This is a genomic window from uncultured Tenacibaculum sp. (genome assembly GCF_947498805.1).
Taxonomy (GTDB): domain Bacteria; phylum Bacteroidota; class Bacteroidia; order Flavobacteriales; family Flavobacteriaceae; genus Polaribacter.
Genome location: NZ_CANMLT010000002.1, coordinates 410,108 through 432,363 on the forward strand (window position 1 = coordinate 410,108; position 22,256 = coordinate 432,363).

At 31.0% G+C, this 22,256-nt stretch carries 17 protein-coding genes; 14 read left to right on the plus strand and 3 right to left on the minus strand.

What is annotated here, in order from left to right; genetic code table 11:
- Nucleotides 1-7 precede the first annotated feature (7 nt).
- The 10 genes from Q0873_RS04880 (at nucleotide 8) to Q0873_RS04925 (ending at nucleotide 12,890) form a co-directional block, all read left to right on the plus strand.
- Nucleotides 8-544: a GNAT family N-acetyltransferase gene (locus tag Q0873_RS04880; RefSeq protein WP_299104765.1), complete on the plus strand. Its 537-nt coding sequence runs from the start codon at nucleotides 8-10 to the stop codon at nucleotides 542-544.
- A gap of 71 nt (nucleotides 545-615) precedes the next feature.
- Nucleotides 616-1,443, plus strand: coding sequence for a helix-turn-helix transcriptional regulator (locus Q0873_RS04885; RefSeq protein WP_299104767.1), 828 nt, complete (start codon nucleotides 616-618; stop codon nucleotides 1,441-1,443).
- A gap of 41 nt (nucleotides 1,444-1,484) precedes the next feature.
- The gene (locus Q0873_RS04890) at nucleotides 1,485-3,128 is read left to right on the plus strand and encodes a serine hydrolase (protein WP_299104768.1); all 1,644 of its coding nucleotides are present in this window, start codon (nucleotides 1,485-1,487) and stop codon (nucleotides 3,126-3,128) included.
- 37 nt (nucleotides 3,129-3,165) lie between these two features.
- Nucleotides 3,166-3,690 (plus strand): DinB family protein, encoded by a 525-nt coding sequence (locus Q0873_RS04895; protein ID WP_299104769.1) that lies wholly within the window; start codon nucleotides 3,166-3,168, stop codon nucleotides 3,688-3,690.
- Between the two features lie 495 nt (nucleotides 3,691-4,185).
- Nucleotides 4,186-5,703 carry a hypothetical protein gene (locus Q0873_RS04900; protein ID WP_299104771.1) on the plus strand — a complete coding sequence of 506 codons (1,518 nt, stop codon included), beginning with the start codon at nucleotides 4,186-4,188 and terminating at the stop codon, nucleotides 5,701-5,703.
- A complete protein-coding gene (locus tag Q0873_RS04905) occupies nucleotides 5,700-6,722 on the plus strand; it encodes a hypothetical protein (RefSeq protein WP_299104772.1) in 1,023 nt (340 codons plus the stop codon). The genes Q0873_RS04900 and Q0873_RS04905 overlap by 4 nt, the downstream gene beginning before the upstream one ends.
- Before the next feature lie 114 nt (nucleotides 6,723-6,836).
- Nucleotides 6,837-8,207, plus strand: coding sequence for a nucleotide sugar dehydrogenase (locus Q0873_RS04910; RefSeq protein ID WP_299104773.1), 1,371 nt, complete (start codon nucleotides 6,837-6,839; stop codon nucleotides 8,205-8,207).
- Between the two features lie 23 nt (nucleotides 8,208-8,230).
- Nucleotides 8,231-9,607, plus strand: a complete 1,377-nt coding sequence (locus Q0873_RS04915) for a hypothetical protein (protein ID WP_299104774.1) — start codon at nucleotides 8,231-8,233, stop codon at nucleotides 9,605-9,607.
- Complete coding sequence (locus Q0873_RS04920) at nucleotides 9,604-10,923, plus strand: glycosyltransferase (protein WP_299104775.1); 1,320 nt, start codon at nucleotides 9,604-9,606, stop codon at nucleotides 10,921-10,923. Before Q0873_RS04915 ends, Q0873_RS04920 begins: the two co-directional genes overlap by 4 nt.
- Before the next feature lie 20 nt (nucleotides 10,924-10,943).
- The gene (locus Q0873_RS04925; protein ID WP_299104776.1) at nucleotides 10,944-12,890 is read left to right on the plus strand and encodes a DUF4114 domain-containing protein; all 1,947 of its coding nucleotides are present in this window, start codon (nucleotides 10,944-10,946) and stop codon (nucleotides 12,888-12,890) included.
- Nucleotides 12,891-13,003: 113 nt separating this feature from the next.
- Here the strand turns inward: Q0873_RS04925 and Q0873_RS04930 are convergent, their stop codons facing one another.
- Nucleotides 13,004-14,167: a hypothetical protein gene (locus Q0873_RS04930; protein WP_299104777.1), complete on the minus strand. Its 1,164-nt coding sequence runs from the start codon at nucleotides 14,165-14,167 to the stop codon at nucleotides 13,004-13,006.
- A gap of 191 nt (nucleotides 14,168-14,358) precedes the next feature.
- On the opposite strand from Q0873_RS04930, the gene ffh reads away from it, so the two are divergent.
- Together ffh and folD are read left to right on the plus strand one after the other, a co-directional pair.
- Nucleotides 14,359-15,687, plus strand: coding sequence for a signal recognition particle protein (ffh, locus tag Q0873_RS04935; RefSeq protein ID WP_299104778.1), 1,329 nt, complete (start codon nucleotides 14,359-14,361; stop codon nucleotides 15,685-15,687).
- Nucleotides 15,688-15,761: 74 nt separating this feature from the next.
- Nucleotides 15,762-16,640 (plus strand): bifunctional methylenetetrahydrofolate dehydrogenase/methenyltetrahydrofolate cyclohydrolase FolD, encoded by an 879-nt coding sequence (folD, locus tag Q0873_RS04940; RefSeq protein WP_299104779.1) that lies wholly within the window; start codon nucleotides 15,762-15,764, stop codon nucleotides 16,638-16,640.
- A gap of 36 nt (nucleotides 16,641-16,676) precedes the next feature.
- Here the strand turns inward: folD and pepE are convergent, their stop codons facing one another.
- Nucleotides 16,677-17,387 carry a dipeptidase PepE gene (gene pepE, locus Q0873_RS04945; RefSeq protein ID WP_299104781.1) on the minus strand — a complete coding sequence of 237 codons (711 nt, stop codon included), beginning with the start codon at nucleotides 17,385-17,387 and terminating at the stop codon, nucleotides 16,677-16,679.
- Between the two features lie 70 nt (nucleotides 17,388-17,457).
- Here pepE and Q0873_RS04950 point away from each other — a divergent pair, with 70 nt between their 5' ends.
- Nucleotides 17,458-17,988: a hypothetical protein gene (locus Q0873_RS04950; RefSeq protein WP_299104782.1), complete on the plus strand. Its 531-nt coding sequence runs from the start codon at nucleotides 17,458-17,460 to the stop codon at nucleotides 17,986-17,988.
- 75 nt (nucleotides 17,989-18,063) lie between these two features.
- A complete protein-coding gene (locus Q0873_RS04955; RefSeq protein ID WP_299104783.1) occupies nucleotides 18,064-19,683 on the plus strand; it encodes a class I SAM-dependent methyltransferase in 1,620 nt (539 codons plus the stop codon).
- Between the two features lie 74 nt (nucleotides 19,684-19,757).
- Here the strand turns inward: Q0873_RS04955 and Q0873_RS04960 are convergent, their stop codons facing one another.
- A complete protein-coding gene (locus tag Q0873_RS04960; protein ID WP_299104785.1) occupies nucleotides 19,758-22,253 on the minus strand; it encodes a PIG-L family deacetylase in 2,496 nt (831 codons plus the stop codon).
- Nucleotides 22,254-22,256 lie beyond the last annotated feature (3 nt).

The window sequence follows — 22,256 nt, forward strand, 5'->3', positions numbered from 1 at the left end:
TGCTTAAATGGAAAATTACCTTTTTACTTCAGAAAGATTAGGCTTTAGAAATTGGAAAACTACTGATGTTAATGCTTTGTTTGAACTTAATTCAAATGAAGAGGTTATGCGTTACTTCCCTTCTACCCAAACAAAAATACAGGCAGAAGCATTTATCAAAAGAATGCAAGAACAGTTTACCAAAAACAATTTCTGCTATTTTGCTGTTGAGGTATTGGAAAGCAATGAATTCATTGGCTTTGTTGGATTGTCTGAACAAACCTATGAAATCGATTTTAATCCATCTATTGATATTGGTTGGAGATTACATCCCAAACACTGGGGTAAAGGATATGCTACAGAAGGTGCTAAAACTTGTTTAAAATACGCTTTTAACAACTTAAAAATAAAAAAGATAGTTTCTGTTGCTCCAGCTATCAATATTCCGTCTATAACCGTTATGGAACGAATTGGTATGCAAAAAGAGAAAGAATTTGTACATCCTTTACTAACAGAATACCCTAAACTAGAAACCTGCGTTTTATACACCATTAAAAACTCATAGTTACAAAGTCATTAGTACCTCGTCTACCTAGTAAACAATTGTTTAACTGGTATTAATGATTTTGAAAAACTATGATAAAATTAAGTAAGGGAAACTTTTTTGGTAATCACTATCAAAAAGTGATATACGATGGTATTTGTATTACAGATACTGAATACATTCATTCAAAAGTAGATTGGCACTATCATGAAAACCCATATTTTACTTATATTTTAGAAGGTGAAGTGTATGAAGAGAATAAAAAAGAAGGATACCATCTTTCTTCGGGTAGTTTAGTGTACCACAATTGGCAAGATTCACATTTTAACATAAAGCCTCCAAAATTCACAAGAGGATTTCATATAGAGTTAAGCCCAAAATGGTTTGAAAAAAACAACCTCTCTCATGAAAATTCTCAAGGCAGTATACATATTAACAATCCGCTTATAAAACAATGTATTAATAAAATATTTGTTGAGTCTAAAATACAAGACACTCAAAGTTTACTTAGTATTGAAATGCTTCTTAGTAGCTCTCTTGACTTTTCACAAGTAAAAGAAAAAATCAATAATAGAATAAAACCTAAATGGGTTTCTCAACTTAAAGATATTTTACATTCCAACGAAATTGATACTCTTAATTTAAATCAATTAGCAACTGTTTTAAATATTCATCCGGTCTATTTATCTAGAGAATTCCCAAAGCACTTCAACACTACTATTGGCAATTACATTAGAACTCAAAAAATTAATAAGGCACTTATTCTAATTGCTCAAAAAAAACTATCCATGACAGAGATTTGTTATGAATGTGGTTTTTATGATCAAAGTCATTTTATCAATTCTTTTAAAAAGATCTATCATCAATCTCCATTAAAAATTTCAAAAATTATAAAGGAGGTTAATTATTTACAATTTTAGACTTCCCTTTTAACTGATTTTTGTCCTTATAAACAAATATTATGAGACTACCATTTTTACAATTCTACTTTCTTTTACTATGCAACGTTATTTCATTTGCACAAACAAACATTAAAACCTACGAAGGCCACTGGGAAGGTGAACTTAAAAATCAACATGTACTCAACTTTGATGTTACATTAAAAGTTCTAGGCAATGAAAAATATGTTTTCGCTATATCAAATGATGAATTTACTATTCAAAAAGAAACATCTTCTTCCGATAAAAAGATACTTAATTTTAATCTTAATAAATCGATATTATTTAATGGTGTTTTAGAAAAAGATGGATCAGAAATTAACGGATTCATTAGTTCTGGAATTTACTTTTATCATATTAAATTAGAAAAGCATACAAATAACACCTATAAAGGTAGATGGAATATTTTTATATTAGACAAGCTACTTTCTAAAGATATCTTTTTAAGTATTGAAAATGTAAACAACGACACTTTTGATGCATATCCATTCTTTGGAGATAAAAGATTTGCCGGTACTTGGTGTATGAATTCTAAAAAGAAAAAAGACACTATTAGTTTTCAAGACTTTAGGACAGGATTACATTTCAAAGGAAAATTGCTAAAGAACGCTATTGATTTAGATATTCTTCTTTCAAATAAAGTGATTACCTCAGTACGTTTGAAAAAATCTATAAAGGAATGGGAGTTTGGAAAGTATCGTATTTCTCCACAACAAATACAAAACGAGCTTAATCTAACAGGATTAGAAGACAGTATCCAAACAAAAAAACTACTTAATATTCATAGTGTTTTAATCTCCAAAAAAGGAAATACAATTTATGAAAACTATTTTGAAGGTTATAACTCAAATATTCCTCATGATCAACGTTCAGCTTCAAAAAGTATCACCTCAGCTATTACAGGAATTGCTATTGAGCAAGGCTTGTTAAAAAACGAGCAAGAACTTCTTTACAAATTTATTCCTAATGAATATCAACATACAAAAGACAGTTTAAAATCAACCATTAAAATAGTTGATTTATTAACCATGAGTGCTGGTTTCGATGTCAAATCAAAAGCTTCAGAACAAACCTATCAAAACTCTCCAAATTGGCTAAAAACTGTTCTTTCTGCTCCTATAATTCATCAACCAGGAACAATTGCTGAATATGGTTCTGCCAATCCATATTTACTAGGTGTTGCAATAGAACAAATAACTCCTACTCCAACGCACATATATATGGATCAACATCTATTCAAGCCTTTGAATATCTCCAATTACACTATTCAAAAAGATCTAACAGGTACATCTTATTTTGCTGGTGGTATATATATGACTCCAAGAGATATGCTAAAATTTGGACAGTTATATTTACAAAAGGGTACTTGGAAAGGAAATCAAATACTTTCTAAAGAATGGGTAGATAAATCTTTTAAAACTTATCATAATTTAACGAATGTAAAAGATAAAAATGGGTATGGATATTTATGGTGGCATCGTAGTTATTCTATAAACAAACAAAAATTTAAGTCTATCGAAGCACGAGGAAATGGAGGACAATATATCTTTATTATTCCTAAACTAGAAGTTGTATGCGTAATTACAGCAGGCAATTATAATAGTAAGCTTACGCAACTTCCGGAAAGCATTTTTCAAACATATATTCTACCTAAACTAACAAATTAATATTTGTATATTGACGCTTCACCAACTTTTATAAAGAATGAATAAAGAAGCTATCTCTAATATACTTGAAGAAAAACATCAAGAACTATTTAATTGGATCAATGAACAACCAGAGGACTCTTTTGATAAAGTTCCTAGTGACAAATGGACTACAGGTCAGCATATAGTTCATTTGGTTGATTCAATTAAACAAGTAAACTATGCCTTAAGCTTTCCTAAATTTTTATTGAAATATAAATTTGGTAAATCCAATAGAGAAGTACGTGCATATGATGATATTGTTAAAAGGTATCAAGAAAAGCTTTCTAAAAATAAAGAAAAAGCTAGAGCTTTTAATATTAAGGTAAAAACTCCCTCTTTAGAAAAGTACAGACAACTGCTTACCACATTAGAAATACAAAACAAAAAACTACAGCATAAAACTAATAAATGGAAAGACAAGGACTTAGATAATTTAATATTACCTCATCCATTAATGGGTAAAATGCCTATTAGAGAAATTATTATGTGGACTGCATACCATACAGAGCATCATACCAAGCTTTTAAAGGACAATAATTAGTAGATATTATCCAATTAACTGTCATTCATCGAAAAAAACGACCATTTTTTTTTAATTCTAATTCTATCTCCTATATTTATACTATATGCTACTGATAATTAATAGCATACGACGTATAAAACTATAAGAAGTAAATTTAATTTAGCCCCCCGAAACTATGAGAAATTACTTATTTATGGACAGGAGAATTGTGCCCTGTCAATCTTTAAAAGAAGTAGATAAATCTACTTACGATTCATCACCTAAACGGGTGAACTTATTACATTTAAAATCTCACTATTTGTCATTTTACAATTTGTTTGGACGCTACAGATTATTAGAGCTTCAATAGCTTTTGTGATTTGACACACTAAATCAAAAGATTTTTCACTCCCCTTAAAAATTTAAAAGTAACAACTTTTAAACTGTATAAGCACGCGGTTATGTTAACGTACGTGCCATGAGGTCGCGTACATAAAAAAGAGAATATTGTTAAAGTTTCGATTATTAAAATATATGTTTATTCTATTCGTATACATACCATTTTCTACTCGTTCCCAATCTTTAGATAATTTAATTCATAGTTCTGAATTGATTTATAAGGAAACAAAGGCTACTCTAGAGTTTTCAAAAACTTCAGAGCATCAAAACATATTTTCTTTTTCAACAAATGTCGATGAGTCAAAGAACAGAAATGGTATTCTTATAAATCTTAAAAAGTTAGAATCATCACAGTTTCTCCAAGATATAGGATTGGTATTTAAAGCAAATGCCAGTTACAATTTTAGAAATGTCTTAGAAGATGAAACTAACATTTTCAATGTGGGTAGGGTTAATTTAGAATTGGAATGGAACATTCTAAAAAATGGATACATACATAATAGAACTAGGTCGAGAGAACTGTGCAATGAGATAGGTGTTCTAAAACATAAGAATTTAAAAGAGGAAAAAGTTTTATGGAGAAGACAGTTTAGAATTGATTACAGTTATATCTACAACAAAGAGGCAATAGCTTTATTTAGTAAGTTCCTTGACTTTGAAAATGAGTACTTCGACTTTTTAACAGATGTTTACAACAAAAAGCTTATCAAACGTGAACCATTGATTAAGGTTGGAAATCAAATTCATATACTCAAAAAACAAATAGAAGTTATTGAAAAAGAGAACGCAATTATAAAAGATAGTGTTTCAAAAAACAATAGGATCATACACAAGCTACCTCTTTTTCTATTAAATATTGACAGTTTACAACTGAAACATCAACAAGTTGATGAAACACCATATTTAAAGGAAAATATTGTACTGAAACACAAAGCCATTAACAAATTGTCTTTATCAATATATGCAAGTCAAAACTACCTAATAAGTACTAAAACCGATCAATATTTCCCAAGTGTAGGAATACGCTTTAAAGCACCAATACGCTTTAATCACAGAAAAAAAATAATCAATGAAGAACTTAAACTTCTAAGTGCTCAATTAGCCGATAGAGAAGTTGGAAAATTAAATAGAGTAATTACACAAGTAAACTCTTATAATGAAAAACTAAAAGACCTTCAAAACCAATATAAAAACTGGGATGTTACCAATGAAAGAATTCGAATTTTAAAAGTAATCAAAGAGGAATTTAATAATGAAGAAACAGGATATCTAATTCTAGGATTGATTGAAGAACAATTTAAAATACTTCAAAATATTATTCAAGTTAAACGACAACTATATACTATTCTAGCTCACATTTTCGAGCTACATAATAGCAATAATATTAATAGTTTGATAAAACCTTACTATTACTCGCACATAGATACCAGCCCCCCAAGGCTATTAACTTCTCATGAAACTTACTCTTTAAAATTTCAAATGCAAATATTGGCTTCAAAGCAACAAAAACTCATCTACGTACATAAGGATGACATAAAAGCTAGAGCCTATTTAAAGAAACGTAACATCCCTTTTAAAATTATATCTAAAAAGGAAAATTTTCAAACGGTAGCAGAGTACCTCAACCGAGAATTTAAAAGAATATTTAAATGAAAAAATTTAGCTACAAAAAGGGTAAGGCCATTATTAGAACCTTAAAAGAGCCCAAAATAAAAAAGAAAAAACTCAACTTTGATAGAGTCCTATACTTTATTCTATTAATACTGTTAGTTGTATGGCTTGCTAGTTTTGTTTATAAAAAAACGGTTTGGGTGTATGGTAATGGACAAATGCTAATGGAGAAAGTAGATGTAAACTTCACCAACGATATCAGAGTTAAAGAAATATTTATTAATGAAGGAGATACCGTTCATTTAAATACTAATCTGTTTAATTATTTTCAAGATGATTTTGACAGCGATGCTTCAATCGTTTTAAAAAATTTAGATAAAAGAGAAAAATACTCTTCAGACTATGATGATATATTGAGACAAATACGTTTGAATTATATAAAACTACAACATTTAAAAAAGCGACTATCACTTTTAGAGTTTCAAGAAAAACAAATTATCAAGTTAGTATTACTAGACGTTTATACTAAGAATAAAGCTGATGAAATAAATACTCAAAAACTAAAATTACAAGGAGATATAGACCTTTTAAAAAATGAGATTTACTTACTATCACTGCTTAAAAAAGACACCCATAAAAAAGGAAATAGCAATATAAATTCTGGTAACCAAAATTTTACCAATACCTACCACTCTCCTATCACAGGAATTATAGGGCAAATTTTAAAAAATAGCGAAGAAGTTTGTTACAAAGCAGAAAATGTAATGACCATACATAATGTTGAAAAGGTTTTTATCAAAGCTTATTTCAATATAAAAGACATAGCCAAAGTAAAAAAAGGAAGTTTAGTATATGTAGAGTTTCCAGATAAGTCACTTTCAAAAGGTATTATCAACAAACTGTACATCTCTACTTATAAAGCCCCTACTGAATTTCAGAAAAAGTATGAACCAACTGAAAGAAACATTTTGGCCGAAATCATACCTTTAGATAAAGAAGAGATACCTGACTGGGGAAGGTATTACAAACTAAATCTAAAGGTTAAAATTAATAAAATTTAAAACCTTTTATCTATGAGAATACAACTACCTCCCTAAACTACATTTCTTTTCGAAGAAACAAAAAACAATAACCTACTAAAATTAAAATTATGGATCTTATTAAAACAACCAATTATGACAACATTACCAAAACTCCAAGACTCTCTACAATTATTAGAAAGTAAATACCCTTTTATTGCTTACAAAAAAAGTGATTTTTATAACAAGCTAATTAAAAAAGAAGAAACTATTGCTGTTGTGGGTTTAGGCTATGTTGGGCTACCCTTAGCCTTAAATATAGCTGCTAAATTTAAAGTTATAGGTTTCGATATTAACTCTCAAAAAATAGACAGCTTAAGTAATAGAATTGACCCATGTAAAGAAGTAGATTTTAACGAGTTTGAAAATAAAGACATTCAGTTCACTTCAACTATTAGCGAGTTAAAAAACGCTAAAGTTTATATTGTGGCTGTTCCAACACCTATTGATAATACTAAAGAACCAGACCTTACTCCTATAAAAGCGGCTACTGCAACCATTGCTCAATTTTTAAAGAAAGGTGATTGTGTGGTATTTGAATCAACGGTATATCCTGGATGTACGGAAGAAGTATGTGTACCTATTTTGGAACGAATTTCTGATCTTAAATTCAACAAAGAATTTACCGTAGGATATTCCCCTGAAAGAATAAATCCCGGAGACACAAAAAGAACTTTTACTAAAATTCAAAAAATTGTATCCGGTAGTACGCCAGAAACTTTAGAACTAGTAGCCAACATATATGAAACAGTCGTTACTGCCGGAGTTCATAGAGCTCCAAGTATTAAGGTTGCTGAATCAGCTAAAGTAGTTGAAAACATTCAACGAGATGTAAACATTAGTTTAATGAATGAACTATCAAAAATATTCTCAATTCTAGATATCAATACCAAAGATGTTTTGGAAGCTGCAGGTACAAAATGGAACTTCCATAACTACTTTCCAGGATTAGTAGGAGGTCATTGCATAGGTGTAGATCCATATTATTTAATTAGTAAAGCCCGTAAAAACCATTACACCCCTAGATTACTTCAGCAAGCCAGAGAAGTAAATGAAAGTATGGTTACACATATTGCAACCAGAATTGAGGATAAACTTCAAGCAAAGAAACATCTAAAAGACGAATTTTCTATTCTTGTGAAAGGAATCACTTTTAAAGAAAATGTAAACGACATTAGAAACTCAAAAACAGCAGAATTATGTTTAGAACTACAACGAAGAGGTTTTAAAGTTTTAATTCAAGATTACCTCGCCAATACTAGTGAAGTTAAAAAAAGATATGGCTTAGAAGTTAATAACTATACCTCAAGTAAATTTGACGTTATCATACTAGCAGTTGATCATGAAAATTATAAATACTTAGCATACTATGACCATTTAAAAAATGGTACCAAAGACACTTTAATCTTTGATATTAAAGGAGACAAAAAAGATAAATTTCCCGAAGAAGTTTATATGTCTCTCTAAACAAAAGTTTAAAAAGCTAAAAAATGATCAACCTACTTAAATATAATAATAACGCCAGGAAAATAGCGTACAATGGATATTCGTTGCTCATGGTTTCTCATATTAATGAATTAAAAAATGAGCAGCTTGAATATCTAGATGGTTTTATTATTGATACTGAAGACATACAACATGCTCGAGATATTCTGAAACAATTACGTATTTTGGAAAAAGTAAAAATTGGATTATTACCTATTTTTATTAATAGCATGTATAAGTTATCTAAAAGTATTGAGATACATTCAGATGGTGCAGTAGATATCAACATGTCTTCATCTTATATTCAAAGAGTTCTGGTAATTAAAAAACGAATTAATCAGCTTATTGTACCAGATTTAGACTCTCATCAAGAGTTGATTAAGTTTAAAATACTTGCTTTTTGTTTTACAAGAAATAAAACTATTAGTCCAATTGCTTCAAGAGATAGTTTAATTGGATACGAATTTCCTTACATCTCTTTATTGTTTAAGTCTTCTGAAATGATTTCAATGCTTAGTTTACTTAATAAACTATCTGAAGACAAACTATTAACTACTACCCTAGATGATTATGTTCATTTATGTAAGTCTTGTGCAAGTAGTTATGTAAACTTTAGAGAATGTTGTCCAAAATGCGATTCTATAGATATTAAGCCTCACGACATGGTACATCATTTTGTATGTGCTCATGTTGCTCCAGAAAAAGATTTTAAAGTAGAAGATGGTTTAGAATGTCCTAAATGTAATAAACAATTAAGACATATTGGTATTGATTATGATAAACCATCTACCATCTACTCATGTAATACCTGTAATCACGAATTTCAAAACACGAATATGAAAGCATTGTGTATTGATTGTGAAACGGAACATGAACTAGATGAACTTTTAGAAAAAGCTATTCAAAGTTATAGCCTTACTCAAAAAGGAGAAAATCAAGTGATATCTATTGACAAATCGAATAGTCAAAAACAAGAATATAGCATTGGTAATGTAAGTTTATCTCTGTTTAGAATTTTACTTAAACAAGAAATACAACGTGTAAAAACGACTAACTGTAATAGTTATTTTGTAGAAATATCTTTCCAAAACAAACAATTACAGTTATTAAATGCAGACGTTAAAAAAGAACTTACAAAAGAAATAGCAGGTATTATTAAATCATATTTAAAAGAAGCAGATGTCTTAAACTCTAATAGTTTCAATTGTTACTATCTATTATTACCAGAAACAAAAGAAGATCAATTAGAAAGGTTAGAAAACATACAATACAATCTATCTAAGCTCTTAAGTGATAATATAGAAAACGTTCAACAGAAGATTGAAATTAGATATGATAAAATAACACCTGAAAAACAAGTACATAATTTCTTTACCCAATGATACTGAGTATTCATAACTTATTACCAGAATACGTTCACTACTGGTTTGTAGTTGGACTAGGGAAATTTATTCGTGTGTTCTGGTACTTTGTGTTGTTTGAATTTACTCGATACATCATCGTTGATTATATCATTGCTTTTATACATTGGTTACAAAGAAAAAGTAGAAATGAGAAGTTTGCTGAGGCTAAACGAAAGCTATTTACAGAAAACCCTTTTGTTTCAGTAATTATTCCAGGAAAGAATGAAGGAAGTCATCTTTATAAACTGACCAAATCTTTAGCAGAACAAACCTTTAAAAATTTTGAGTTAATTATTGTTGATGACGGATCAGATGACGACACTCCTATCATTGGTAAAAACCTTGAAAAACTAGGATTGATAGATATGTTTTTAAGGAATGAAATGAGAGGAGGAAAAGCTTCTGCTGCAAATTTGGCTTTACGATATAGCAAAGGAAAATATATTGTACATCTTGATGCTGATTGTTCCTTTGATTGTGACGCCATTGAACAGGTCCTTATCCCATTTTATTTAGATAAAAGAATAGGTGCTGTTGGTGGAAATGTTAAAGTGAGAAATTACCGCGATAGTTTATGTGCTAAATTACAAGCTATAGAATATCTTAAAACGGTTTCTGTAGGTAGAATTGTAACATCATACCTTGGTATTTACAAGATCATTTCTGGCGCATTTGGTGCTTTTAGAAAGGATGTTACAGACAGCATTGGTGGATGGGATATTGGTCCTGGATTAGATGGAGATATCACTGTAAAAATTAGAAAATCAGGATATCGAATTTACTTTCAACCAAAAGCTATTTGTTTGACCAATGCTCCCTCTAAGTTTAAAGTGTTAACCAAACAAAGATTGCGTTGGGATAAATCCATCATTCGTTTTAGAGTACGAAAACATAAGGACGTATACTTTCCAAATGCAAATTTTAACTGGTCTAACTTCTTTTCATTAGCTGAAAATGTATTTTACAATGTAATTCTAGATATTCTTTGGTGGATTTACATAATTGACATCATTGTGAATTATACGAGCCAACTAAAGTTTGTAATACCAATGAACTTCACATTGTACTTTGTAATGTCATATGTACAAATGTTTAGCATTTATTTATACTCAGAACGACGAAAAGAAGAGCTATACTTATGGCCTTACGTTTCTATGATGTCTATATATACAGGTACTTATTTAAGAATTGTACGTACCATAGCCTATTATAAAGAATTCTTTTTCAAACGATCTTTTGAAGATCCTTGGAATCCCTACAAATCCTCTATCCAAGCTAAAAGAGCTGGGTTTTAACTAACTTTAAAAATAATTTTATGAACACAAAATCAGCCCCCCTCATTATTATTTTGGCTTTACTACTACTAACAAACTGTAGTTCGCCAACCACTGAGAATATAGAACCTGATTTAACCGAAAAAGCTTTTATTGTAAATAATAACAGCTCAGAACTTTCTAAAAGAATCACATATATCAATAGAACCGCAACCATTACCCCTTTAGTCTCAGGTGTAAATGCAAAAGGTAACTCTGGAGTTAACGGTACGCAAGAACTTTATTACTGGGAGCATGTTGCCGAGGTTGCTCCGCTTGTTGTTAGCGGAGAAACTTTAAGTGCAACTCATATTACACTTGACAACAACAAAGCCTATGTGAGTTATCATAAACAAGGAGACACTCACATAGGGGCTGTTGAAGTAATTGACTTAACTAATGCAAACTTTCCTTCAATTATTACACAAGCTAATTTTCTAAACTCAGATATCAATGCGGTTACATCGGGAACTATTAGTGGATCATCTAATCTCAAAGTATGGCTGGCCATGTCAGACTCTAAACTTGGTGCCCAGCTTTATGAACTAGAAACCAATAATGGACTTTTCTCTGAAACATTTAGAAGAAAGAATTTATCAAATGTACTTAATGGTTCAGGTGTTTCTGCCTCTGCAAATGGAATAGCTGTAACAAATGACTATTTATACATTACTTCGGGAAAAACACATGGAGGTACTGTACAATTAAACAAGAATACATTGGAAGCTATTGATTCAGAAAGTTATGGAGATGCTAAATACATTGCTGTTAATGGAACTAACAACGGATCAAAAGTTGTAAGTTTAGTAACTGGTGATAACGCTAGTTTAAAGGTAAACAATGTTGGGAATGGTTTAGAAAGTACTAGCTATGATATTGGAAGTATTAAACATCAAAATGTAGTTGAAACCTATCGAGGAAAATCAACTATGGAATTCTCTCCTATAGATCCAAACAAACTTTATGTTGCCAAAGGAGAAGATGGTTTAGCATTGGTAGACGTTACCAATGGGAGCATTACTAACGAATCTAAAGGAAGTATGATCGTTGTTGGGAACACCAATGGTGTTAGTACCGATAATGACTATGTATATACCGCAAACGGTTCCGATGGTATTTCTATTTCTCCTCACCCATCTTCTAACGGAGAAGATATTGAACCAATTTTTTACTGGGATATGGCAGAAGAAGGAGCTTCTGCAAACTATATCATTGCTGATGGTGAATGGGTCTTTGTAGCAAAAGGTGGTGGTGGATTTAAAATATTAAGAAAACGTACCAAAGACGAGTACAAAACCATCACTACTTATGGTAGTAGAGGAAAACCAGATGGACTTGAACCAGATAAAACCATATGTAGCACTTTGTTAACTAATATTTATGCAAACGTATTACCAGAAAGGCAAAATGCAATGACGGCTCATCCTGAATACTTTACAAATCCAGTAAAAAATCTTGTTATTAAAGAAACTACTGAGTTAAGATTGACTTTTATTGACGAAGGTGCAGGTTATAAAAACGTATTGGGTTATTATACCTATCAAGAAGGTAATAAACCTGCAAGTCCAGATCAAGTTGATAAAGTTGTAATTTTCCCAAATGCTTCTGCGGAAAGATCAGGAGGAGACTTGGTAAGAGGAAACACTATGCGTCTTCTAGGAACCTTTGAATCAGGAACTGTTGTTAGTTTTTTCTTAATTGCCAATGGATGGAGGAATGGAAAAATAACTGACGGATACTATTCACAACACACAGATATTGATTACAATTTAAGTGGAAGACAACAAAGTATAATTTTTCACGATGCAACTTGCAACTCGGTGGTAATTGCTTTTGAAGACATCTCTGTACCAAATGGAGATAATGATTTTAATGATGCCATTTTTGAGATTACAGCTTCAAATCCAGCTGCATTAGAAGTAAATACCTTCAATCAAATAGGTAATTAATCACAAATTTAATAGGTTGTTTGTTTATATGAACTGCCTTTCAATAAAGTAATTTTATTGTAAGGCAGTTTTACTTTTAACTTTTATTACTTCTTCTTATAGCATAGTAATATTTAGTCATCATCATCTTCTTCATCATCCTCCTCTTCTTCGTCGTCTTCATCACCTTCTTCTTCCTCATACTCATCATCGTATTCATCCTCATAATAGTCATCTTCATCCTCTTCCGAAACATCAAAATTAAATCCATTACCCAAAGGTTTAGCTAATTTTGCATCTGAATATCTATAAATCTGATAACCAAATAAATTTAAATACCTTTTATTTTGAATCGTAGAATTTTTAAAACCATTCTTAAAAGAAATAAAAGCATCTTCAAAATCATTTCCTAAACCGTTATCTGCAAAATAATTATACATAGAAGATGCAACATCGTTTCTTGTCATGTATAAGACAATTACTTTTATTTTTACATTTTTCGCAGCTGCTATATTTGCTAAATCTTGGATTCTCTTGTAGTAATTCGAATTTATATCTGTTGGAAAATTTTGAGCATTAGCTCTATAATTAACCAGTACTAATCGATGTTTGTTTCTTTTTCTTTTTATGAAATCAACAATATCTTCCAAAACCTGATTATCTGTATATTGACCACTTGCATCACTAAAGTTATAGACATATAGGTTGTTTTTAAATTTTTGAGATATAGATGGAGCAAGATTTTCCAAGACACCAAGCATGTCATTTTTATAATAATTGTAATTAACTCCACTAGTATTTGGATTCCAAAACTCGTACTCAGTAAAAATCCCATCGCATTTTTCTAATGGAGAATTTAACTCCATTTGATAATTTTTAATCTTTATAATGGCTTCTTTACTTGCTGCACTAAAGGAGACTTTTATACCATAAAACAAATGCGCTTGAATAACAAATGTTGTGAGTTTTTCTTTTTGGGCAGGGCTATTTAAAATAGAACTTACAGTATAGAGGGTAATTTCTTTGAAATTATTTCGATTACACCACATCAACAATTTTGTTTCTTCTACAAAATTTCCAAGAATATCATTCTCAAAATTATTAATGTAAATACCTCTGTGCTTAATTTTTTTCTGAATATTACAAAACCATCTTCCTTGAAGATCAGGTGATTGTAAGGTTTTCTCATCTGCTTTGTTTGCAGTAACTTCTTCTAGTTGGTTAATGTCTTCATTTGCATTACAAGACAATAAAAAAAAGGCTAATACTAGCCCTTTCAAAAAATAAGTAAATTTCATGATCGCGGGGGGCGTTTAATTGTTAATAAAAAAATACAATCTAACGGGAAAAAACATTCTAATTTACGAAAAATCAATCACTTAAATAAAAAACTAGCACAGGATTTTCCCCTTTCTAAATCCGAGTAAATTAAATCAAAAAAAGTACAACAAAATTGCTATATTTGTGCCTCTTAAAATGAAGCTGATACATGTTTAATAATTTAAGCGAAAAATTAGATAAAGCGTTACATACGCTAAAAGGACACGGAAAAATCACCGAGGTTAATGTTGCTGAAACCTTAAAAGAAGTTCGTAGAGCTTTATTAGATGCCGATGTTAACTTTAAAATTGCAAAAGAATTTACTAAAAGAGTAAAAGAAAAAGCCATTGGACAAGATGTATTAACTACATTAAATCCAGGACAATTAATGGTTAAATTGGTTAAAGACGAATTAACCGAGTTAATGGGAGGTGATACCGTAGGTATTAATTTAGGAGGTTCTCCTACTGTTATATTAATGTCTGGTTTACAAGGTTCTGGTAAAACTACTTTTTCTGGTAAACTTGCTAATTTCTTAAAAACTAAGAAATCTAAACAGGTACTTTTAGTTGGATGTGATGTTTATCGTCCTGCAGCAATTAACCAGTTACGCGTTGTTGGAGAGCAAATTGGTGTTGAGGTATATGCAGAAGAAGGAAACCAAAATCCGGTTGAGATTTCTCAAAACGCTATTAAACATGCGAAAGCAAACGGTAAGAATGTAGTAATTATAGATACAGCAGGTCGTTTGGCTGTGGATGAAGAAATGATGAATGAAATTTCTAACATTCACAAAGTTGTAAATCCACAAGAAACTTTATTTGTTGTAGATTCTATGACAGGTCAGGATGCAGTAAATACTGCTAAAGCCTTCAATGATGTATTAAACTTTGACGGAGTTGTATTAACTAAGTTAGATGGTGATACTCGTGGTGGAGCAGCTTTATCTATTAAGTCTGTTGTAGATAAGCCTATCAAATTCATCGGTACAGGAGAAAAAATGGATGCAATTGATGTATTCCACCCTGATCGTATGGCCGATCGTATTTTAGGAATGGGAGACGTTATCTCATTAGTAGAGCGTGCTCAAGAACAATACGATGAAGAAGAGGCAAGAAAACTACAAAAGAAGATTGCTAAGAACCAGTTTGGTTTTGATGATTTCTTAAATCAGATTCAACAAATCAAAAAGATGGGTAGCATGAAAGATTTAGTAGGAATGATTCCTGGAGCAGGAAAAGCTTTAAAAGATGTAGATATTGACGATGATGCTTTTAAAGGAATTGAAGCTATTATTCATTCTATGACTCCTTCAGAAAGAGGTAAACCTTCAATTATAAATTCAAGTCGCAAAAAAAGAATTGCCAAAGGTTCGGGTACGACTATTCAAGAAGTAAACCAATTGATGAAACAATTTGACCAAATGAGCAAAATGATGAAGATGATGCAAGGCGGTGGCGGAAGAAAAATGATGCAAATGATGCGCGGAATGAAATAAAAAATTACAAAGAGAAGCTACGGCTTCTCTTTTGCTTTATATACAACACAACTTAACAACACAACTCACTAAAAATGATTTTACTAGACGGTAAAAAAACTTCAGCAGACATTAAAGAAGAAATTGCTTTAGAAGTAATAGAATTAAAAAATCAAGACAAAAAAGTTCCGCATTTAGCTGCTGTTATTGTAGGTAGCGATGGTGCTAGTTTAACTTATGTAAATGCAAAAGTAAAAGCTTGTGAACGTGTAGGGTTTGAATCTACTTTAATTCGTTTGCCAGAAGAAACAACTGAAGAAGAATTACTAAATGAAATTAATATTTTAAATGTAGACAATGATATTGACGGATTTATAGTACAACTTCCCCTACCCGATCATATTGATGAACAAAAAGTTTTAATGGCTGTAGATCCAGATAAAGATGTTGATGGTTTTCACCCTATGAATGTAGGTAAATTAGCTTTAAACTTACCAACCTTTATTTCAGCAACTCCTTTCGGGATTTTAGAATTATTAGACAGATATAATGTTGAAACTTCAGGGAAAAACGTAGTAGTTATTGGACGTAGTCATATTGTAGGAAGTCCTATGAGTATATTACTTTCTCAAAAAAGAAAAGTTGGAAATGCAACCGTTACTTTAACCCATAGTAGAACTAAAGACCTTGCTAAGGTTACTAAGGAAGCTGATATTATTGTAGCAGCTTTAGGGATACCTGAATTTTTAAAAGGTGACATGGTTAAAAATGGTGTTGTTATTATAGATGTAGGAATTACACGTGTTGCAGATGCTTCAAAGAAAAATGGATTCCGTTTAGTTGGAGATGTTGCTTTTAACGAAGTTTCTGAAAAAGCTTCTCACATCACTCCAGTTCCTGGCGGGGTTGGACCAATGACGATTGCCATGTTGTTAAAAAACACATTGCTCGCATGTGAGCGAAGAAATTCTTAAAATAAAAAAAACTCCAAGTTGAACTTGGAGTTTTTTTTATTTGAAATATTGTCCTATTTCTTCATTTGAATTCAATTCTTCTGGAACTTTATTTTGCTCAAATAAACGAGCTGTTAAATCTCCTTTTAGTTTAATTGATTCTCCATTAACTTCTAACCAACTTCCTTCCCTAAGTCCTAACACAGAAGTTTCATTAAAAATATGATACTCCTTTATTCTCGTTTCACGTGTTTCTCCCATATGGGTAGAATCTGGATTCGGATCTAAATAATGAGCATTAATATTGAAAGGAATAAATTCAAAAGTTTTAAAACTAGGTGGATATACAATTGGCATATCATTCGTATTCATCATTGTTACCCCACAAAGATTACTTCCTGCACTGGTTCCAAAATACCTAGTTCCATTCTCTACAACTTCTTTTAAATCAGTAAATACATCATTTTTATAAATTTGATTTACTAGTTCAAAAGTATTACCTCCACCTGTAAAAATTCCTTCAGCATTCTGAAGAGCTGTTTTTGGACTATCAAACTCGTGAATACCATTAACGTATATATCAATCTTTGCAAAAGCTTTGCGAGCTATATCTGTATACTCATCATACGATATTCCTCCTGGTCTTGCATAAGGGATAAATACTATACTTTTTACCCCTTTAAAAAACTCTGAAAGAGTTGGTAAAATATATTCTAAGTAACCACTTCCATGAACCGTAGATGTGCTTGCTATTATAAGTTTCTTCATTATAATTGTTTAAAATCAAAACTAATAATTTTAAATATATTTGCCCACTCAACTTTTTAAAAATTCAATAATGAAACTCAAATCCCTTCTCTCTATTTGCGTTTTTGCCATTCTTTTTTCATGTTCTGAAACTGAACTAAAACTAAATACTAACCCTACATTAGATTTAAATGGTCAATGGAAAATAACCACAATGGAATTTTCTGAAACCTTAGAATCATCAATAAAAGGAATAACTAGTACTGAAAAGCTAGAAAATATTGGGAGCAATTTTACACTAACCTATACCTTTAACTCAACCCCTAATGAATTAACCGCAGCAGGCTTTTTTGACTTAGAAATTATTAATGAATGGGGTAAAAAAGAATATTCTAAAGATGTAAAAGGAATTGATGGAGTTTATCCTCCTTCAAGCTGGAAATTAGAAGGAAATTTACTCACTCTAAAAACAATAGACTTCACTCAAGAAATTGAAATTAAAAGCTTTACCAAAAACACCTTAGAATTACAATATATATATCAACGAAAAACAGTAAATACTCTAAACTCGGACTTCTCCACAAAAACCAGTGTTTACAATCTCACCTTAGAAAGAGTATAAAATTAGTACACTCATTGAACATTTTTTTTTAATCACAAGATCTAATACTTATCTTTAGAAGAAAATGTTCTATTTATGCTTACAAAATTAGAAAAATCTACCCTTCGAAGTCAATTGTTTCGTCACTTAGATGGTATTGTTGTTTGCCCTACGGCATTTATTTTATTTGACAAGGGAATAACTACTTATTTACTAAACAAGAAGACTGCAAGTTTAACAGCCCTAAAAACTCAATTCAAAGTCAATGATGGTTATTTGAATGTAGCCTTAAGAACATTATGCTCTCAAGGATGGTTAACCCAGGTTGTAAATAACGAAAATAACACCGTTGTATACAGTTGTAATGAGGTTTCTGAAAGTGCTTTTAAATATTTTCATTTATACAAAAAAGCTTTTGAACTCTTAAAATCCTCTCAGAATTTTAATTCTCGAAAGTTTGAATCAGAATCTTTTTATCAGCTTGAAAAATTATACAATGATTTCTCCAATAACTTTCATATAAATCTTCCTGAATCTGAAACTGAAAAAGAAATTTTATCGCAAATTCTAATGCATATTGAGGGCATTATAATTGGTCCAACCATCGTTTTATTAGGTATGAGTGGTATGTTTCATAAATACTTTATGCAAACAAAATTTAAAGCAGAAGAGTTTCATAAAGATCCTAAAAACTTTGGAAGATTATTAGATATTCTCACAAGTCTTGGATGGTTTTCTAAAACTAATAGTTCCTATGAATTTACCGACAAAGGATTGTTCTTTGCTAGAAGAGCTAGTGCATACGGAGTTACTGTTTCTTATATTCCTACCTTAAGAAAGCTTGATAAACTGATTTTTGGAAATCCTAACATATTCAGAACAGAAGGCATAGGAAATGAAGAAATTCATGTAGATAGAGAAATGAATGTTTGGGGAAGTGGTGGTGCTCATGCGGCCTATTTTAGAGTTATTGATGAGATAATTATTAATTTGTTTAACAAACCAATACATGAGCAACCAAAAGGCATTTTAGATGTTGGCTGTGGTAACGGTGCGTTTTTAAAACATTTATTCAATGTTATCGAAAATCAGACATCAAGAGGAAAACAACTAGAAGATCATCCTTTGTTACTTATTGGTGTAGATTATAATGAAGCTGCACTACAAATTACCCGTAGAAATTTAGTTCAAGCAGATATCTGGGCTAAAGTTATTTGGGGAGATATTGGAAATCCGAAAGCATTATCTGAAGACTTAGAAGAGAAATATGGAATTAACTTATCCGACCTTCTTAATGTTCGAACTTTTTTAGATCATAACCGTATTTGGCAAGAACCAAACCCTGTTGAAACTTTAGTGAATACATCATCTACAGGTGCATATGCCTATAGAGGGAAACGTTTAAATAACAATCTTGTCATCGAATCTTTAAAACAACATTTTAACAAATGGAAACCTTATATCAATAAATTTGGGTTATTGCTCATAGAATTACATACTTCTAAACCAGAGTTAGTAGCAAAAAACATAGGAAAAACAGCTGCTACAGCATATGACGCCACTCATGGATACTCAGATCAGTATATCATTGAATTGGAGGAGTATTTGAAAGCAATGGACGCTATTGGATTGGTTTCTGAAGATATTAGCTCTAGAAAATTTCCTAATTCTGAATTAGCAACAGTTTCTATAAATCTATTTAAATCTAAGAAATAAAAAAACTGCTACAAATACTGTAGCAGTTTTTAAAAACATATTATTTAATCATATTCCCCGTAGAGAATATCTTTTTATTCATTATTATCTTTTAGCGATAATAAGTTGGTAAATAACTTATACGCTCCTGGAACCCCCGCTGGAAGTTCTCTAAAGAAACTCAATCCTGTATAAACATAATTTCCTTTACCATACTTAGCTATTAATAAACTACCTTGTTTTGGAGACTCTCCCTTATCATTCATAGAAAGTATTGGAGTATATTCTTTGCTCCATGAGTTCGGAAAATACAATCCTCTTTCTTGAACCCAACCATTGAAATCTTTATCAGTAATTTTATTAGGATATTGTAATACTAAATGTTCTTTAGCTAATAAGCTTACTTTCGCTTCTTCGTCAGTAACACGATCACGAGATAACTTTAATTCGTATGGCGCTTTTACATCTACTCTTCTGTTGGTATTATATTGTACAATAACATTCCCTCCATTTTTAACATAGTCTAACAAATACTTTTGTTTAAACTGTAATTCTTTTTTGGTATTGTAAGCTCTAATTCCAATTACTACTGCATCAAATTGGCTTAAATTCTGTTCTCCAATATCTCCAATATTAATCTCTGTTACTTTATAGCCTATCTGGCGTAAACTTTCAGGAACTGCATCACCTGATCCTTGAATATATCCTATCTGAGAACCTTCTTTCTTAATATCTAAACGTACTACCTTTGCTTGTGATGGCAATAATACAGACTGCTTTGGTATATGGTCATAATTGATTTCTATCAATTCTTTTTCATATGTTTTCCCTTTTACAGTTGCAACAGTTTTGATATATCCTTCAGATTCTTCTGATGTTGGAGTAACTACAAAATTAACTTTTTGAATGTCTCCTTTTTGTTCTATAGAAAAAGGAATTTCCTTTGGACTTACACTCCATCCATTCGGAACATTTAATCCAACTTTTCCTGTAATTCCGTTTTTCCCTGCTCTAACTTCTACTGCAACTTTTCTAGAAGCTTTTTCAGCAAAGATTAATACTTTGTCGGTAAGCTTTGTTGTTACCTCAGGTAATACTTCAAAAGGTTCATAAATTTCCCCTTTATCTCTCTGAGAATATCTGTAAACTACTGGTTTTACAAAAGAAATTACTTCTCCTTCAATTGTTACTGTATACTTAACTTTTATAGGTCTTGCACTTTCAGGATTTCCTATTTTTGTTTTATCATTTACTTGGTACATTCCTAAAGTCCATGGAGTTTTTAACCAGTATGGAGCGGAATAATCCATAGTACCTAAAACAATTTCTTCTTTGAAATTTTGTTTTTTGTTAGGAGCTAAATCTAATTCTTTCGCGATGTTCTTACCTTCTGGTAAGATCTCAATAGAAGTTAATTCCATTGAAGTTGTACTTCTATTTAACGCTTCAAAGTTAAGGGTTACTGAACCATTTGGCGTTGTACTAGAACTATTTGCAGAAACTTCTAAATATAATCCTGTACAAGCTTCTATAATTTCTTTTAACTGCTTAGTCTTTATTTTTTTCCAGTGCTCATCTTTTAGTCCTTGTATCTTTTTATAGGCGTTTAACAAGCTTGGTAAATGTTTCTCTGGGTGTACAAAATCAAAGTTCTTTTCTACTTCATATAAAATATCTCCTATCTCTCCTCCTCCTTTGATACGATTCCAAGTAGTGTTTATCCCAGAAAAAATATCGTTTTTATCTTTAGGGAAATCTCCTTTCAAAAACTCTACCCATTCAGTTTGAGTACCTCTAGTAGTAAGACGACCAAAACCTTGACATAAATGTTGACTACTTGCAATAGATGCTAATTCATTGTTAGACAAACCTTTTAACGGATAATAAACTCCTACATCCATACTCATCATCTTAGATTTATCTGCCTTTGCAAAATTCTCTCTACTTCCGTAAAACCACCAAGATGTATTAAAAAATAAACGGTTCGGTTGCCATGTTTGTGTATGCTTTAATTGCTCTGGATACTTAGTTTTATCTCCAGCTAAATCAAATGCTTCAACACTCAACATTGCTGAAGAAGTATGATGCCCATGAGTTGTTCCCGGAGTTCTATGATTAAAACGATTTATAATTACATCAGGCTTAAAAGTTCGAATTGCCCAAACTACATCCTCAAGTACCTTTTCCTTATCCCATATCTTCAAGGTTTCATCTGGATGTTTAGAATAACCAAAATCATTGGCTCTAGAAAAACGTTGTTCTCCTCCATCTACCCCTCGAGCTGCTAATAGTTCTTGTGTTCTTATTACTCCTAACAATTCTCTAATTTCTGGACCTATCAAATTCTGTCCACCATCTCCTCTTGTTAAAGACAAATATGCCGTTCTGGCTTTCTCATGATTTGCTAAATAAGCTATTAAGCGAGTATTTTCATCATCTGGATGCGCCGCTATATATAAAGCTGAGCCTAAAAAATTAAGCTTTTGAACTTTTTCATAAATCTGATTAGAAGTAAGCTTTTGGGGCTTTTGAGCGATTATTGATGTAGTCATCAATAAAAATGAAATAAAAACAGTTATTTTTTTGTTCATTTT